Source organism: Vibrio sp. MA40-2 (assembly GCF_047302445.1).
In the GTDB taxonomy this organism is placed as follows: domain Bacteria; phylum Pseudomonadota; class Gammaproteobacteria; order Enterobacterales; family Vibrionaceae; genus Vibrio.
On record NZ_CP178627.1, the window covers coordinates 589,565 to 605,185 of the forward strand.

General features: G+C 42.4%; 16 protein-coding genes. All 16 read right to left on the reverse strand.

Features of this window, described 5'->3' with window-relative positions:
• Nucleotides 1-48: 48 nt before the first annotated feature.
• Nucleotides 49-582 (reverse strand): bifunctional adenosylcobinamide kinase/adenosylcobinamide-phosphate guanylyltransferase, encoded by a 534-nt coding sequence (gene cobU, locus ACLKML_RS02500; RefSeq protein WP_413283509.1) that lies wholly within the window; start codon nt 580-582, stop codon nt 49-51.
• 59 nt (nt 583-641) lie between these two features.
• Nucleotides 642-1,829: a threonine-phosphate decarboxylase gene (locus ACLKML_RS02505; protein ID WP_413283510.1), complete on the reverse strand. Its 1,188-nt coding sequence runs from the start codon at nt 1,827-1,829 to the stop codon at nt 642-644.
• Complete coding sequence (cbiB, locus tag ACLKML_RS02510; RefSeq protein ID WP_413283717.1) at nt 1,829-2,848, reverse strand: adenosylcobinamide-phosphate synthase CbiB; 1,020 nt, start codon at nt 2,846-2,848, stop codon at nt 1,829-1,831. The genes ACLKML_RS02505 and cbiB overlap by 1 nt, the downstream gene beginning before the upstream one ends.
• Nucleotides 2,787-4,151 carry a uroporphyrinogen-III C-methyltransferase gene (gene cobA, locus ACLKML_RS02515; protein WP_413283511.1) on the reverse strand — a complete coding sequence of 455 codons (1,365 nt, stop codon included), beginning with the start codon at nt 4,149-4,151 and terminating at the stop codon, nt 2,787-2,789. The genes cbiB and cobA overlap by 62 nt, the downstream gene beginning before the upstream one ends.
• On the reverse strand, nt 4,144-4,938 hold the full coding sequence (cobM, locus tag ACLKML_RS02520) for a precorrin-4 C(11)-methyltransferase (protein WP_413283512.1): 795 nt from the start codon (nt 4,936-4,938) through the stop codon (nt 4,144-4,146). Before cobM ends, cobA begins: the two co-directional genes overlap by 8 nt.
• The gene (gene cobJ, locus ACLKML_RS02525) at nt 4,935-5,756 is read right to left on the reverse strand and encodes a precorrin-3B C(17)-methyltransferase (RefSeq protein WP_413283513.1); all 822 of its coding nucleotides are present in this window, start codon (nt 5,754-5,756) and stop codon (nt 4,935-4,937) included. The genes cobM and cobJ overlap by 4 nt, the downstream gene beginning before the upstream one ends.
• Nucleotides 5,749-7,509, reverse strand: coding sequence for a cobalamin biosynthesis protein (locus ACLKML_RS02530; RefSeq protein WP_413283514.1), 1,761 nt, complete (start codon nt 7,507-7,509; stop codon nt 5,749-5,751). Before ACLKML_RS02530 ends, cobJ begins: the two co-directional genes overlap by 8 nt.
• 11 nt (nt 7,510-7,520) lie before the next feature.
• Entirely contained in the window at nt 7,521-8,285 is a 765-nt protein-coding gene (cobI, locus tag ACLKML_RS02535; protein ID WP_317716050.1) for a precorrin-2 C(20)-methyltransferase, read from the reverse strand.
• Entirely contained in the window at nt 8,282-9,529 is a 1,248-nt protein-coding gene (gene cbiE, locus ACLKML_RS02540) for a precorrin-6y C5,15-methyltransferase (decarboxylating) subunit CbiE (RefSeq protein ID WP_413283515.1), read from the reverse strand. The genes cobI and cbiE overlap by 4 nt, the downstream gene beginning before the upstream one ends.
• Before the next feature lie 13 nt (nt 9,530-9,542).
• Nucleotides 9,543-10,196, reverse strand: coding sequence for a precorrin-8X methylmutase (locus ACLKML_RS02545; RefSeq protein ID WP_413283516.1), 654 nt, complete (start codon nt 10,194-10,196; stop codon nt 9,543-9,545).
• Nucleotides 10,189-11,436 carry a cobalt-precorrin-5B (C(1))-methyltransferase gene (locus ACLKML_RS02550; RefSeq protein ID WP_413283517.1) on the reverse strand — a complete coding sequence of 416 codons (1,248 nt, stop codon included), beginning with the start codon at nt 11,434-11,436 and terminating at the stop codon, nt 10,189-10,191. The genes ACLKML_RS02545 and ACLKML_RS02550 overlap by 8 nt, the downstream gene beginning before the upstream one ends.
• A gap of 65 nt (nt 11,437-11,501) precedes the next feature.
• On the reverse strand, nt 11,502-12,260 hold the full coding sequence (locus ACLKML_RS02555) for an ABC transporter substrate-binding protein (protein ID WP_413283518.1): 759 nt from the start codon (nt 12,258-12,260) through the stop codon (nt 11,502-11,504).
• Nucleotides 12,229-12,966 (reverse strand): ABC transporter ATP-binding protein, encoded by a 738-nt coding sequence (locus ACLKML_RS02560; protein WP_413283519.1) that lies wholly within the window; start codon nt 12,964-12,966, stop codon nt 12,229-12,231. Before ACLKML_RS02560 ends, ACLKML_RS02555 begins: the two co-directional genes overlap by 32 nt.
• Nucleotides 12,959-13,909, reverse strand: a complete 951-nt coding sequence (locus ACLKML_RS02565; protein ID WP_413283520.1) for a FecCD family ABC transporter permease — start codon at nt 13,907-13,909, stop codon at nt 12,959-12,961. Before ACLKML_RS02565 ends, ACLKML_RS02560 begins: the two co-directional genes overlap by 8 nt.
• The gene (locus ACLKML_RS02570) at nt 13,906-14,646 is read right to left on the reverse strand and encodes an ABC transporter permease (RefSeq protein WP_317716043.1); all 741 of its coding nucleotides are present in this window, start codon (nt 14,644-14,646) and stop codon (nt 13,906-13,908) included. Before ACLKML_RS02570 ends, ACLKML_RS02565 begins: the two co-directional genes overlap by 4 nt.
• Complete coding sequence (locus ACLKML_RS02575; RefSeq protein WP_413283521.1) at nt 14,639-15,613, reverse strand: ABC transporter ATP-binding protein; 975 nt, start codon at nt 15,611-15,613, stop codon at nt 14,639-14,641. The genes ACLKML_RS02570 and ACLKML_RS02575 overlap by 8 nt, the downstream gene beginning before the upstream one ends.
• Between the last annotated feature and the right edge of the window lie 8 nt (nt 15,614-15,621).

Here is a 15,621-nt window from a genome sequence, read left to right on the forward strand (position 1 = left end):
TTACTGTACCAACCGAATTAGTTTACTAACCCAAACTGTCTGTCAACTCTATTGATCTTTTAGAGCCAGAGGTAATCCAGCCGTCACCAGTGTCACTTTGGCCACTCGTTCAGCAATAGCTTGATGCAACCACCCTGCCTCATCGACAAATCGCCTGCTCATATCGCCCATAGGCACAACACCACAACCCACTTCGTTTGTGACCAATAAAACTTGTCCTGGTAATTGTTCGATAACTTGTAAAAAATTCGCTTTATAGTCTGACCATTCTGTTGCTGATTCAGAGAACAAACAGTTAGTTAACCAAAGTGTTAAACAATCAACTAATAGACAATTATCTTTACGGCTATATTCTTTGAGCGTTTCAGCTAACTCTAACGGCTCTTCTATCACTAGCCATTCAGATGGACGTTGCGCTTTATGCATTGCCACTCTTTGAGCCATTTCTTCATCACGCACTTCAGAAGTAGCAATATAAATAACAGGTTTTTCTGATTGTTTAGCGACTTGCTCTGCATAACTACTTTTACCTGAACGCGCGCCACCAATTACCAGTTCAACCTTTGTATTTTCAATATTCATTTCAACTCTTTTACTTATTGCGTAAATGCATGCTACTTACAGTGCCAATGTCGACTGACTTATACGGCCAATGCAGACGTTCGAGAGACCAACTGGCTGAATTCGACCATGGCGGCTTCAAGCTTTTTCCATTGTGATTCATCTGCTGGCAAGCCAAACCGAACGCCATCTTGCTCATCACACAATCGAGTAAAAATAGCGTGCTGACACAACCAGTCATGCAGAAAAACCGCTTCTTCGATTGAAACGGTACAAAATAAATCGGTCCCTTTAAGACTTACCTTACTAGACGCATTAAACGGGACTGTCCCTTTAACGGCGGCCTCTTTAACTACCCTTGACGAAGGTAATAATGATCTTGATAGCGGGACTGTCCCGTTAAGTTCATTAAGAGGGGCGACTAAATAATCAGTAAGTAATTGCTGCAACCGTTCAGAGGCCTGGCTGAGTTTCTTACTTGTTTCAACTTGCCATGCAACATCCGTTAACGCTTGCTTCATTATCCAACGGCTTGGACCGGTCACTGTCCAAGGACCAATTCGTTGATATACTTGTTGCCTAATTTCTTGATCGGCAAATAGAAAGCCTACCCTTGCTCCCGCTAAACCAAAAAATTTACCAACCGACCTAAATACAACAATATGCTCAAGTTTATCCAACTTGGTTAATATACTATTGTCAGGTTGAGTATCGACAAACGCCTCATCAACAATCAACATGCCGCCGTTATCTATTAGTTGTTGATGCAAGTGAAGTAATTCCGTTGACGTGGCAGTATAACCACTGGGATTATTTGGATTAATAACCAACACCACATCACTTTGTTTAACCTGTTCGACACTAGGAAAATCATCATACCAAATCACTTGCCAATCAGATTGGCTACCAGCATGGCACTCGGTACTGTGTTTGAGCCATGCATGTTGGTGCTCTTTGTATCCAACTTTAGGTAATGCAATAACACCGGCGTTATCTGCGCGTAATTGACGCACAATAGCGGGTAAAATCATGATCCCGGCTTGAGATCCTGCAATGGCCACCGGTTCTTGAGCCGCTTGGTAATAAGTCTTTGCGGCTCGTTCCAATCCATCGTTTGGTTGAGGTAAGCGGTTCCATACGGATTCCGGAATATTGCCTACAGGATAAGTAAAGGGGCTGACGCCAGTGGAGAGATCGACCCATTCGCTCTCTTCTCCTCCATACTGCGCAATAATCTGCAGTAAATTACCACCGTGTTTAATTGTCATTAGTTCATTCCTACTAAAGCAATGATCAAGCAGCTATAACCAAAAGCAAAACTGCCTTTAGTAACCAATTGATTGGCTAAAAGTATCGCTTGCCAAGTCGCTTCTTGTCCACATCCCATTGGTTTTTTGTCGTGCAGTACACCGTGATAGTAAGTTGGACCACCAATAATAATATTTAACGCGCCTGCACCTGCGGTCATCACAACGCCGCCGTTTGGGCTACTGCACTGTTTTGCCTGCTTTTGCCAACAATCAATTGCTTGCTTAAAATTTCCTTGTAATGCATAAATCAGAGCCGTCAATCGAGCGGGAAACCAAGCCAATGCATCGTCGACCTTGGCGCTAAAAGAGCCAAAATGTAAATAACGACTATTTTTATATCCCCACATCGCATCAAGGGTATTGGTTAAACGAAACAATACCGCACCGGGAGCACCCAAAATCAGAAACCATAATAGTGGTGCAAAAACAGCATCATTACCATTCTCTAATACCGATTCAATAGCAGACGAGGCGATCTCTTTTTCTGTCATTTTTTCTGTATTTCGACTCACAATCATCGACACTTGATAGCGAGCCTGTTCAATGTTAGCGTCTTTTAACGGACGGTATATATTGTACGCATGTTGCAACAAACTTTTACCTCCTAGTGTCAAATAAACAATGACGCTATTAACTAGCAAAAATACACCTAACGAACTTTGCGCCGCTTTTATTTGTAAAAACAGAGTGAATAAAGTAATTGGCATAACCGCTAGTAACCACGCCAAAATGCCCTGTTGTTGTGGGCTTAACAGCGTCAGTTTACGACTGTATTTTTCGACCCAATTGACGTAGTGACCAAACCCAACGAGTGGATGAAAATAACGCGGTTCACCGAGTAATTTGTCCATCCACAGCGCCATGATTGCAATCACACAACTGAATACAAATGTATGCTGACTAATGAGCTCGCTACTAAGCAACATGGCTACACTCGTAAGCATCAACATCGTCGATAAGGCCAGATAGTTCAGCATGATCAATAAAATAATCATTAGCTAAGGCCCAATCTCTCGCCTGACGATTCAGCGCGACAATTCGACTGTTCGCGAAGTATTGTGGATTGTGTTGTAAAATTTGCTCTGCAATCACAATATCATCAACCAGTAGCCAATCAATTTGCGGAAGTTCATAAGCTAACGGTTTACTGTCTATTCGGCCAACAAGGTAATGGCGTTCATTAATCGCGAAGGTTTTGCTTTCTTCTACCGTCAACATCAACGAAGCTGGAGACACCTTTTCACTAATTATGCCGATTTTGGCTAATGCATTACGTACCGATTGACTCTGACTGCCGATAGGCATAGTGAATTTTCTTATATCAAATTGGTAATCTTGCATTGCTTGCCACCACAACTGAAACGAGGTGAGGTCTGCAAATGCAAGCTCTGGCTGACGAGCCAATAACTCAAGGTCGTTTTTATTAAGCAAAGCGGTAGCAGGTAAACAATCAATTGTGATCATTTGCGCACCGTTTTGTTTAAGGAAGTCGACATTTGGATACTGTCCACACAGCATAAAACTACGACCTGAAAGTGGTAATGAACTTCTCCAATCTAATTCACTACTTTGCGAGACTACTTCACCAATAATGGTTAAAGCGGGTCCGGTAAGTTGATTGGTGGCTATTTTTTGCGAAATCGTTGCTAACGTACCAATAACACAGGAATGTTCTGCACGAGTTGCGTTACTAATCAAAGCAATAGGGGTATTAGGATCTCGGCCATTTTCTATCAAGTTAGTTGCATGTTGAGCCAATTTTTTTGCGCCCATGTACAGCACTAATGTCCCACCTGAACGACCTAACTCGCCCCATGATGCAATGGTTTTTGAATGTTGATGACCACTAACAAAAGTAACACTGGAAGCAATGCCACCGCTAGTCAAAGGAAAGCCAGAATAAGCCGCTGCACCCAGCGCTGCTGTAATGCCCGGTACAATTTCATATGGAATATTGTGCGCTTTTAAGTCGCGGCACTCTTCGGTAGTACGACCAAATATACAAGGATCGCCAGATTTTAGACGAGCAACACTTTTCCCTGCTAATGCATACTTGATCACATCTGGATGCATGTCATATTCTATGTGTCCACCTTGATAACCGCGATAGCCCATTTGATGAAGCTGAACATGATTTGGGATCATCGCTAAGATTGCAGGCGCAACCAGTTTGTCATAACAAACCACATCGCATTCTGTTAATAATCGTTGAGCACGGCACGTTAACAAACCGGGGTCGCCGGGACCTGCACCAATTAAATATACTTTACCGTTATTCATCACTAACCACCTTTTGTTGTTGTGACTCCACCACTTTGGCTTTACGACAAGCATGAGAAAAAGTCGGATCATAGAGCTTTGAATCGACAAAATCATCAATCGCAAACACTTTACTTACGATGATCATTGCGGTCGAACGAATGTTAGCGTCATGCATTTTTTGTGCAATATCGGCCAATGTACCACGAATAATACGTTGTTCAGGATGCGATGCTTTTTCCACAACCGCCACTGGCCAAGTTTGTGGATAAACGTCACTCAATTCACGCACAACTTTACGAATTAACGTCGCGCTCAAGAACAAGCATAAGGTCGCTTCATGTTTTGCTAACGATTTGAGGTTTTCTTTATCCGGAACAGGGGTACGACCTGAAGCCCGAGACAATATGATGGTTTGACACTCTTCAGGTAAGGTTAACTCTTGACCTAACGCGGCTGCCGATGCTTGAAAAGAGGAAACACCAGGAACGACTTGCCAATCAATACCTAATGCATTTAAGCGACGAGATTGCTCAGCTAAAGAAGAATAAATTGAAAGGTCACCAGTTTGTACTCTGGCCACATCTTGACCATTTTCGAAAGCATCAGTGTACACTTTGGTAATGTCGTCTAAATCCATATCTGCGGAATTAAACACTTTTGCATCCGGGCGAGCTCGTTCTATTACCGCCTTTGGCACTAAGCTTCCTGCGTATAAAATCACTGGACAACGCTCAACTAACTTAGCACCTTTCACTGTGATTAAATCTGGGTCTCCCGGCCCTGCTCCTATAAAATAAACGGTCATTCTGTCACCTCAACGTGTTGCTTATTCTGAATAAGTGAACGGCCGGGCGTTTGACCTTCTCTGGTTTCGCCGTCGTCCAATGTATATTTATTTTTGTAACCGCGTGGGGTGACTATCCAATCTTCAAATCGATAGCTGCTATTGTTCCCCACGATTACTGCTGAATTCATACCAAACTCTAATTCGGTAAAGTTAGCCAATGTTGCCAGTTGAACTGATTGCTCTGGACGATAGGCTGCATTAACAACCGCAACAGGCGTTTGCGGATCACGATGCTGCAATAGAATTTGTTGTGCCTCAATAATATGATTCTGACGCTTTTTAGATCGTGGGTTATAAAAGGTGATGGCGAAATCAGCGTAAGCCGCTGCTTCAATTCGTTTGGTAATCACTTCCCACGGTGTCAACAAATCAGATAGAGAAATAGTACAACTATCATGTCCAAGTGGCGCACCGACCAAAGAAGCACAGGCATTAGCAGCAGTGATACCAGGAACCATCTCTAACTCAATTGGTTGCGGTTTATCGGCTAACATTTCAAACACCAATGGCGCCATGGCATACATTCCCGCGTCCCCCGAACACACCAAGGCAACGTTTTTCCCTTCAACAGCCAGTGCAATCGCCGAATCAGCTCTTTGCCACTCTTTTGTCATTCCGGTTCTTACTAGTGCTTGGCTATCAATCAATGAAGCCACCATTTTCACATACGGCCCGTAACCAACAATAACATCCGCCTGCTTAACCACTTGTTGAGCTTTTACTGACATTAATTCTAAGCTACCGGGACCTAATCCAACTAAAGATAATTTAGCCACAATTGTTCTCCATTGCAGGGCCTTCTACCGCTGCAAAATATTCTTCACCTATCACTTGATTAATAGGTTGGTTATCTGCCAAAGCACGAAATAGTGCTTGCCACTGTTGCTGAGAAAGTTGCTCTACATTTCTTAACCATTGTGCGTTGTTAACCGATACGCTGAACTCCTCACAACCAGTAAGCATCTCCGTAGAACGTTGATCTTTAACGGTGCTCGCTCCAGAATTTCGTTCATAAATAACCAAAGTTGAACGGTTTCTGCATGCGCCTGCACACAAGGTACGACTAATTTTTATTCGCTGATTACCACTGGCCAACCCCATTTGTTTGAGCAGCATTCGTAGATCATGCGCTAAATTTTTACTACCCGATTTAACGCATCGTTTTCCTTCGCAAAGTAAGATGTGATAGCGATGGAATAACATGGCTCGGTCAAGGTCGGCATGAACCGGTTTACATTGATAACCTTCTAAAACTGCATTGCCATGTGCATTAAGCTTTGTTGGTGGAGTCGCCGTTACCGACACCGTATCTTCAAAGCCAGTATTAGTGTTTTCAGTATCACTCTCTTTGGTACTAATCTGTTCGGTAATACCGTGACGTTGTTCACTGCCATGTTTTTTTGCACCAAACCAATTTTTACGATTTTGCTGAACGAGTGATTCAGAAAACAACTTTCTGCAACAAGATAGCGTCATATTAAAACCGTCTTGTTTAAATACCCATTTAGGTACCAGAAGTGTATCAGTGTTGCTGTGCCGTAACGCCGCCGCCTCCGAGACAGAGCAACTGCCTGTTACTTTTTTAACGTAATCTGACGGATTTTGTATCCCTGCAAGTCCATCTAATTGCTCAGGAGAATAAGTCACAAACGGCCATTGTTTCTGAGCAGATAAGGCAATAATGGCCTGCTCATCTTTTTTTAAGTCAATACTTGAAACAGCACATACCGAATCGATAGCAAGATTATGCTGTTGCATAAAAGCCTTCAATCCTGCTTCTAATACCGAAAGCGGGGTATTTCTGTCACAACCAATCCCTAGTACCAGAGATTTTGGACGCCACACAACTACCCGATTCTGCCATTGGTTTAATTCCAATCGGTTTTGGTCGCTAACTAACAGCAACCCTTTAAAGTAATTAGGATCAATGCTATCTAATGTATTGCTAGTAATAAGATGTGCTGGCATTCTTTTGTCATAATTCCACCAGTTTTTTTCTCCCGATTCTTGCACAATAGCGACTGGCTCATCATTAACTATGCTGGCTGATACTGATGTAATGGAACACTCGGATATAGGGTCAAGTACCCAACCAAATGGCGCTCCAAACATATCGGCTGAAACACTTTCCGACACATCAGACGCGGTGGTGATGACTGGGGTCGCCTTTACAAGATGCGCAACCCGTTGGGTCAATTCATTCGCGCCACCTCGATGACCCGACAACATGGATATTGCAAATTTAGCTTGTTCGTCTAAACAGACCACCGCTGGATCAAGTCGTTTATCTTTAATTAACGGGCTAATAACTCGAGTAACGATGCCACTAGCAAAGATAAAAATATGGCCATCGTATTGAGCAAATTTTTCAGCAACAAAATCGGATAATGGAAAAGACAAAAGCTCCGCATTCACGGTGTCGTTTATCGCGACTTGCGCAACGAACACATCGGCAAACGGTAACGCTTTTTTGAGACGTTGTGCCTGCCTAGCACCGTTAACTGTAATTGCGTATATTGCTAATTTCATAACAACCTCAATTACGCTACGGATAACTTGCCGCGTAAAATACCTTTACGAGAGCGAATGGATAATTGAACCATCGAAAAATAGCGATGCCCTTCGGGCACATCATCTAGGTTACTAAACACTTGTTGTTGTTCAGTACTGGCGTGTGAAACATACGTTGCAGTATTTTCTAAGCCTAGTTGCTTTAATTTCGCTGACAGTTTAGGTATAACTCGTCCAGCTTTGATCAACATAATGGTGTCAAACTCTTTGACCAATTCATCCAGACAGTCTATTCCGTAGGTTGCAGGAACCACACAAAAGCGTTCTTGACCATCGGCTAATGGGATCTTAGTAGCGGCAGGCACCGCAGTAATAGAGGTAACACCAGGAATAATAATCGGTTCTAGTTCTGGCGCAGTGACCAATAACTCTTCCTGAATATAAGCCCAAGTACTAAACACCGATGGATCGCCTTCGGTAACAAAAGCGACAGATTTACCCTGTTTTAAATGACCAAGAATCGTCTCTGCTGCGGCTTGCCATGCTGGAACATTCTGACCAGCATCACGCGTCATCGGAAAGTGTAGGAAGCAGCGTTCAGCGCTAATCTCATCTTCGCTAATCCCGCCTGTTACTATTTCCCATGCAAATGAATCGGCCTTGCCTTTGGTTTTTTCTGGAATAGCTAACACATCAACTTGTTTAATTATTCGTACTGCCTTTAACGTCAGTAGTTCGCTATCGCCAGTTCCTATACCTACGGCGTAAAGCTGACCTAGTGATGAAACGCTCATGATAAATTCTCCTGTACAGTTTTTATTACCGTAAATAAATAGATTGGATTCTCAGCCTGAAAGCGTTGATAGTGCGCCAGTGGTTGAGTATGAGACACATTGATAACTTGAGTGGATAACGTATGTTGGTTTTGTTTTGCCCATTGGTATACTTCGGCAACGGTGTCTATGGTAACGGCACTGATCATTAACCGGCCGTGGTTTTTTAGCCGTTGCACGGCAGTGGATAAAATGGATGCCATTTGACCTCTGCTGCCACCAATAAATACCGCATCAGGGTCGGGTAAATCGGCTAACCCATCGGGTGCTTTAGCGTCAATCAGACAGACATTGTCGGTACTGTGTGCAAAGCAGTTTTCTTGTATGCTTTGCAAACACTCTTGATTGCATTCCACCGCATACACTTTGCCATTCCAAGCCAGTTTGGCCGACTCAATTGCAACCGAACCCGATCCTGAACCGATATCCCATACCGTATCGTTGGCTTGAATAGTCAAACTTGTTAACGCCAAGTTTCTGACGGCTAACTTAGTAATCAGACCTTTTTGTGGCATTCGTTTTAAAAAGCTTTCATCGCTGGCAAACTGACCATGTCCGCCCCATTTTTTATTGGTGAGCCGTTGGGCCAAAACAATATTCAATTTGTCGAATTCAATATCACTATTAACGAGCTCTTCAACCGTAAAAGAGCGAATGCGTTCATTGGTTGCGCCCAATTGTTCACATACACTAAGTTGCCAGTCCATTTGATTGAACCTTTGCATATGTGCCGCTAACACCAAAGGAGTATTCTTGTAGTCGGTTAATATCGCAAACAAGTCACCTTGCTGTAGCTGACTTGTCAGACCCGTTAAACTTCTACCATGGCAAGACAGAAAGCGAGCCTCATTCCAAGGCAAGCCTAAACGTGAAAACGCAAGTTGAGCCGAGCTAATGGACGGAATAAAAGCTAAGTCACTGGCAGACATTTTTTTTAATAGTGTAGTGCCTATACCAAAGAAAAGTGGGTCACCAGACGCGAGAATCACCACTCCTCCTTCTTCACTCTCGTCGATCACTTTATTCATCCAATCAGAAAAACCTAGCGACATATCTAAAAAGAGTCCTTCAAATTGAGGAAACCACTCTCGATGCCTTGGATGACCAGCAACCACTCTGGCGTTTGAAACGGCATTGACCGCTCGACTAGTCAAACCTAAGCATCCATCTTCCGGAACACCAACTATTGTAATTCGAGTCATCATTCGTTTTACCTTGTTACACAGTCTGATAAAGAAGCGCGTGAATACTAGAGACCACAATAGGGCTGCCACCTTTGCGGCCAACGCTGGCGATATAAGGCACGTCATTTTGGTCGATAAGCGCTTGTTTAGATTCTTGTGCTTTAACAAAACCAACCGGAATACCAATGACCAGCGCAGGCTTGGCTTCGTTTTCCTTTACCATGCGTAATATTTCGTACAAAGCAGTAGGCGCATTACCTACCCCCACAATCGCACCATCTAAAATCCCTAAGTCTCGCGCTTTTCTCATCGCCCAAATGGCTCGGGTGTCTCCGGTCTGTTTTGCTTTAGTTATCACCTCGTCATCGCTAATAAAACAATGTGCCTGGTTATTATATACCGACAAACGCTGTGCACTAAGGCCACTGGTTATCATCGTGACATCACTAATAATTGCGCAACCATTTTTTAAGGCATCAATTCCTTGTTGCACCGCGCCTTGACTAAACCGAAACAAGTTAGCAAAATCAAAATCACCCGTGGTATGAATGGCTCGTCGAACCACTTGCCATTGCTGTTGATCAAAACTATGCCCACCGTGATATTGATGAATTTCATGATCGATAATCGAAAAGGATCCGTTTTCAATCGCTTTTCCTTGACGCGTCATCTGTTGCATTTTATCCATTATCATTCCGCCCTTTATTCATATCGTTCATAGCAGTTAAATTATTTGCGTTCGCCGTATTGGCTAGCTCATCTTGCTTAGCAAAACGTCCCAGCGGTGTCCCATCAAAGTCAATTAAAATCATCTCCGTCTCTAGAGCATAATTTATGTACTTATTGGCCTGGTCTAAACTCTCTTTACACAAACGAGTAAAGAACCCTCTTGCTTCATATTGCCTAACAATGTCTAAAACATGACGGCCAGTATTGGCCTTTAAGATCTGCTCGCAGACTTGTGGATCCATACCTTCTTGTTTGGCTAACTCCGCTAACAGATTGAAATCTATTGCGTGACCAGAAACATGAGTCATCATTTTTCCTGAAATCAACTTGCCCATTTTGCCCATCATCACCACCATGGACACTTTATTGATTTGATAGCGCTTCGATGCTCTTAATCCTATTCCCATAAAATCACCCGCTTGGATAAAGGCCATATCACCAAGCTGAGAAAAGAGATCCATTGCCGCCTTTTCAGATCGACTGCCTGTAGTCAGCACCACATGATCAAGCTTATTCGCTGCGGCAATTTGAATAGATTGTCGAACAGACGCTGCAAATGCAGAGGTAGAATAAGGCTTCACTGTGCCTCGAGTTCCTAAAATAGAAATACCACCAATAAGCCCCAATCTTTCACTAATGGTTTCCTTAGCTACTTCTTCGCCTCGCGGTGCACTAATGGTCAATTCAACCCCATGATTTAGTAACGCCGAAGAATTAGTCACTTGTAACTGAGCCAGTTCTAACGAAACCATCGCGACTATGTTGGCTCTAGGGACTGGGTTAATCGCAGGTTCACCCACTTGCAATTCCAAACCGGGTAAAGTGACACGGGCAATGCCTTTGCCTCCTTTCAATTCGATGCCCGGCTTCTGAGACCATTTGGCGGTACACTGTATCTCTATACCGTGCGTACAATCAGGATCATCCCCTGCATCTTTTATGATGCCAGCCAAAACAGATTGCATAACCGAGCTATTGGGTTGGTCCAATCCGTACGAAGTGGCATCAACATTGGTTTCTAATCGATGTAATTCGAATGTCGCCGCTTGTTTGTTCGGCAAAATAATCTCTATGTTTGAGAACGATTGTTGAGTGACTAACATGCGCACCGCTGCTCTGGCTGAAGCAGCCGCACAAGCTCCCGTGGTATATCCACCACGTAACTCGTCTTTATTTGCAGAACGCTTTAATTTACCCACTACCGATTCCTATAGTTGTTGCGACTTATTAGCCGATTACTAATTGTTTTTATTACTCACTGGTTTCAGTGTATAAACTGCTTATTCATATCAAGCGCCAACTCAAATGAATGTGTATTTGCTCTTGAAAATTCCAACTGATCGACTTTAATAACCTGCCCCTTCATCATGCTGAAGTTAGCCCTTTGGCTCGGTGGCGTTGGCTTTTTGTTCATCGGCCCAACTTGGTAAAGGTAATAATCGGGATTTTCAACCAACACACTTTCTACGTTGTATTTAACTAGTTTGCGGTTTGAAGGTGCGATTAACTGTCCACCAGCAGCAGAAATAATTCCCTGCACAATGCTTAACTGGCCAGCGATAATAAAAGGGCTTTCTGTGACCTCAAAAACCACCTTGGGCGCCGTTGCAATAGGTTTTATTTGGTTACGCAAATCGACCATTTGTTTGATTAATTTTTCCGCTTGTTGCTTTCTATCTAAAATTTCGCCTAATGTTTCTATCTCAACCAGAATGTCATCCAAATTAGTAGGATCATACTTAATGACATCTGCTGCTATTTTTTGCGAAAGATGTTCAGAGAAAAAACGATTTGAACTTATAACTAATAAATCTGGTTCTAGACCTTTTAACAGCTCGATATTGGGTTTTATGTGCGAACCTATTTTGAGTGCGTTAGGAAAATCATCATTACTACGAGTTACGCCAACCACTTTGTCTTGCGCGTTAAGCTTAATAAAAATATCCCCCGCTGCCGGAGCTAACAAAACCACTCGCTGATAGGCATAACTATTAGGAACAAAAATTAAAACTAGTAGTGTCAATAGAGACCGATACATCGTATACCTCAGAAAGTAGTTGGCTAGTCACTTCATCTCTACTGACATCGAAGAGAAGGCGACCCTGTTTAAAAAATAGAAAACGGTCAAAATAGCGATACGCTAAATTGACATCATGCACCGAGGTAACCACGGTTTGATCTAATTGTTGTAGGTAATCAAATACCTCTAACGTATGACGAATATCTAAACTGGAATTCGGTTCATCCAGGTAGATGATAGGCGCTTGCTGATTAAGTACCCGAGCAATCATCACTCGGCGTTTCTCACCACCTGATAACTCAGAAAAACTGCGATCTTTATAGTGAGCTAAATCAAGTTGGGATAATAATTCAATGGTCTGGTTCTTATCGCTCTGGTTAAATTCAGAACCTTCCATATGCACAAACCGACCCAGTAAAGCCACTTCTAAAACACTAAATGGAAAGGAAACATCCGAAAACTGAGGAAGTACCGAAAATAAATGTGCTCTTTTGGCATGGTTAATAGTTTTCAATGCCTGATTAAGATAGAAAACAGAGCCAGCACCCTCATCAATCAACCCAGCCATCAGGTTAATTAAAGTACTTTTTCCACAACCATTCTCCCCCATTAGCGCTACTTTCTCTCCAGCTTGAATATTTAACGATTCCAAACATAGAGAAAAATTGGCTCTTTTGTAGACTAGATTGTTAATTTGAATATCAACCATTCCAGAAATGCTCTCTACGTCGTTTTAAAAGATAAAAGAAGAACAAACCACCAAATAGTGCGGTCAAAATACCGACCGGTAGTTCAGCGCCACCAGGAATTATTACTCGAGATAAAGTGTCCGATGCCATTAATAAAAAAGCACCAAACAAACTTGAATAGAAAATATTGTTCTTCATATCGCTACCAAAAAGGCTACGAGATATATGCGGAACAATAAGCCCGACAAAACCGATAATGCCAGAGAAGCTAACCGCTACCGAGACCAGTAACGTCGATAGGACAAACACTATCGTTCGCAATCTGTGCACATCAAGTCCAAGGCTTTGTGCTGAATGTTCATCTAAAGCTAACACATTCAATTTCATTGAATTTTTATATAAATAGCTAAATACTAATCCAAATAAAACCACACATATCGCCACTCGCTGCCAGCTGACCATAAAGATGCCACCCATTAACCAATAAACAATTGAATTAAGTGAATCTTCAAAATAATATTTAGAAAAACTGATGATGGCAGAAGCGATAATATTCATAACGACACCAGCTAGGATCATGGTAATCGGATTTATTCTGCCGGCAGTAAGTGACATTCGATACACCAGCATCAAACCGCTAATGCCAGTAGCAAAAGCAAACACAAAAATAAATTGAGCGGGAACACCTAGAGAAATAGCCAGCACCGCACCTAACGCAGAAGACGATGCCGCACCAGTGGTAAAGCTATCTGCTAATGGGTTTTTTAACGTCAACTGATAAATACTTCCGCTAAGACCAAGCATTGCGCCGATTATGCTAGCAAAAAGGACTCGTGGCATTCTTAGCTCAGTCAAAATACTCTGTTCTATAGGTGCCATATCGGTTGGATTAATCCAGTGAGGACCAATAAACATGGAAACCAATATACACAGCGCCAAGATAACCATTAATCCTAGTTTCATGTTTCTACCCTCTTGACGATTTGGTTAGCGATAACAACTAACACTAGATTCAAGATAAGTAAGATGGCTAACGAAGAAAAACTGAACGGTTCGGTAGCCAGCATAGAAGAACGAATAAGATCAGCGCTATACGTTAATGGCGAAATCGCCGCCAGGGCTTGTACAACCATAGGCATTTGGTCAACAGGAAAAAAAGTACCCGATAAAAACATCATAGGGGTGATAATAAAGGTGTTCATGGTGGCTTGGTCGCGATGGTTTTTCATCTTTAACGCGACAATTAAACCAATCAGCGCAAAGGCCATAAGGTGGAAGAACAAAGCGGCAAAAAACAGCAGCGAAAAATGAAGGTCAATACCAAAACCAAGACAATAAAGGGAAACCATTAAGACTGGGATCATACCTTTGGTCATGCCATACAACACTTCTCCTACAACAATTTGCCAACGTTGATTTGGTGCAAGAAGATACTCTTCGAAGATCTTTAAATAAAAACGGCTAATATTAATTTCCGAAGCGATATTGTAACTGTAGTTCATACTCGACATTGCCAATAAGCCAGGTAATAGAAAGGTAAGATAATCCACTTCACCGACTACGGTGCCTTTGCCAACGCCGTAACCGAAAGCCATAAGATACAAGAATGGAGGCACCGCGGACGCCAGTAATATTCGAACGATTTTTTTCTTTAATACCGTCACTTCACGATAATAGATACCTATCACACCACTAAACATTTTTATGTAACCTCGTTCCGGTAAAATGAACAAAAACATCTTCTAATGTGGTTTCTCTTATACTAACCGGCACATTACCCAGCGCTTTAATCCGGACTAATGCATCGTCACGATGAGCAAAAAACTCTTGCTCTAATTCCTCTTTCTCGATGTCTATCGCGCAACAGCCTAGCTGTTGTTTTAAACTTTCTGACGTGCCTTGAGTAACGATTCTTCCTCTATCAATAAAAATAACTCGTTCCGCTAATTTTTCTGCTTCCTCGATGTAATGGGTAGTAAGAAATATGGTGCATTCTCTTTCCCTATTTATCTTGCTTAGAAATGACAGCATTTTTCGACGAGCCAGTGGGTCAAGCCCTACGGTTGGTTCGTCTAAGAAGAGAATTTTAGGGTTATGCATGAGTGCTCGAGCAATCACTAATTTGCGTTTCATGCCACCCGATAACTTACCCGCTGGCTTATTTTTATGTTCGGATAATTGGGCAAATTCAAGGCATTGTTCAATAGCATTATTTAATACACTACCGCGCATTTTGTACAATAAGCCATGCACTCTAAGGTTTTCTGTTAACGTAAGTTCTTTATCAAGGTTATTATGTTGTGGAACTACTCCTATCATTTTTTTCAACGCTAGGCGGCTCGGATCATACTGTTCATTCTGGTAAAGAATATGACCCGAACTCGGTTCCAATAAACCCGTTAACATTTTTATGATGGTGGTTTTCCCTGCGCCATTTGGCCCAAGAAAAGCACATATCTCACCCGGCTGAATAACAAAATTCACCTCATCAACAGCCACGCTGTTACCAAACGAGCGTGACAATGCCTTAACTTCTATGAGCACATTATTTGCAATAGTGCTGTTGTCTATAACATTGTTGTCTATAACATCGCTTTTTATAACATTATGCTCGATAACGTTACTTTCTATAGAGTGGGCAGTAGAACAACCGAGTGAGTGATTCATCTTTACTA

What these genes read in the sequence shown, in the direction of transcription:
- ACLKML_RS02575 (WP_413283521.1), bottom strand. Translation starts at nt 15,613, where the DNA reads ATGAATCACTCACTCGGTTGTTCTACTGCCCACTCTATAGAAAGTAAC.
- ACLKML_RS02545 (WP_413283516.1), bottom strand. Translation starts at nt 10,196, where the DNA reads ATGGATAAAATGCAACAGATGACGCGTCAAGGAAAAGCGATTGAAAAC.
- ACLKML_RS02565 (WP_413283520.1), bottom strand. Translation starts at nt 13,909, where the DNA reads ATGAAACTAGGATTAATGGTTATCTTGGCGCTGTGTATATTGGTTTCC.
- ACLKML_RS02530 (WP_413283514.1), bottom strand. Translation starts at nt 7,509, where the DNA reads ATGAAATTAGCAATATACGCAATTACAGTTAACGGTGCTAGGCAGGCA.
- ACLKML_RS02560 (WP_413283519.1), bottom strand. Translation starts at nt 12,966, where the DNA reads ATGGTTGATATTCAAATTAACAATCTAGTCTACAAAAGAGCCAATTTT.
- ACLKML_RS02570 (WP_317716043.1), bottom strand. Translation starts at nt 14,646, where the DNA reads ATGTTTAGTGGTGTGATAGGTATCTATTATCGTGAAGTGACGGTATTA.
- cbiB (WP_413283717.1), bottom strand. Translation starts at nt 2,848, where the DNA reads ATGCTGAACTATCTGGCCTTATCGACGATGTTGATGCTTACGAGTGTA.
- cbiE (WP_413283515.1), bottom strand. Translation starts at nt 9,529, where the DNA reads ATGATGACTCGAATTACAATAGTTGGTGTTCCGGAAGATGGATGCTTA.
- ACLKML_RS02505 (WP_413283510.1), bottom strand. Translation starts at nt 1,829, where the DNA reads ATGACAATTAAACACGGTGGTAATTTACTGCAGATTATTGCGCAGTAT.
- cobA (WP_413283511.1), bottom strand. Translation starts at nt 4,151, where the DNA reads ATGAATAACGGTAAAGTATATTTAATTGGTGCAGGTCCCGGCGACCCC.
- cobI (WP_317716050.1), bottom strand. Translation starts at nt 8,285, where the DNA reads ATGAGCGTTTCATCACTAGGTCAGCTTTACGCCGTAGGTATAGGAACT.
- cobU (WP_413283509.1), bottom strand. Translation starts at nt 582, where the DNA reads ATGAATATTGAAAATACAAAGGTTGAACTGGTAATTGGTGGCGCGCGT.
- cobM (WP_413283512.1), bottom strand. Translation starts at nt 4,938, where the DNA reads ATGACCGTTTATTTTATAGGAGCAGGGCCGGGAGACCCAGATTTAATC.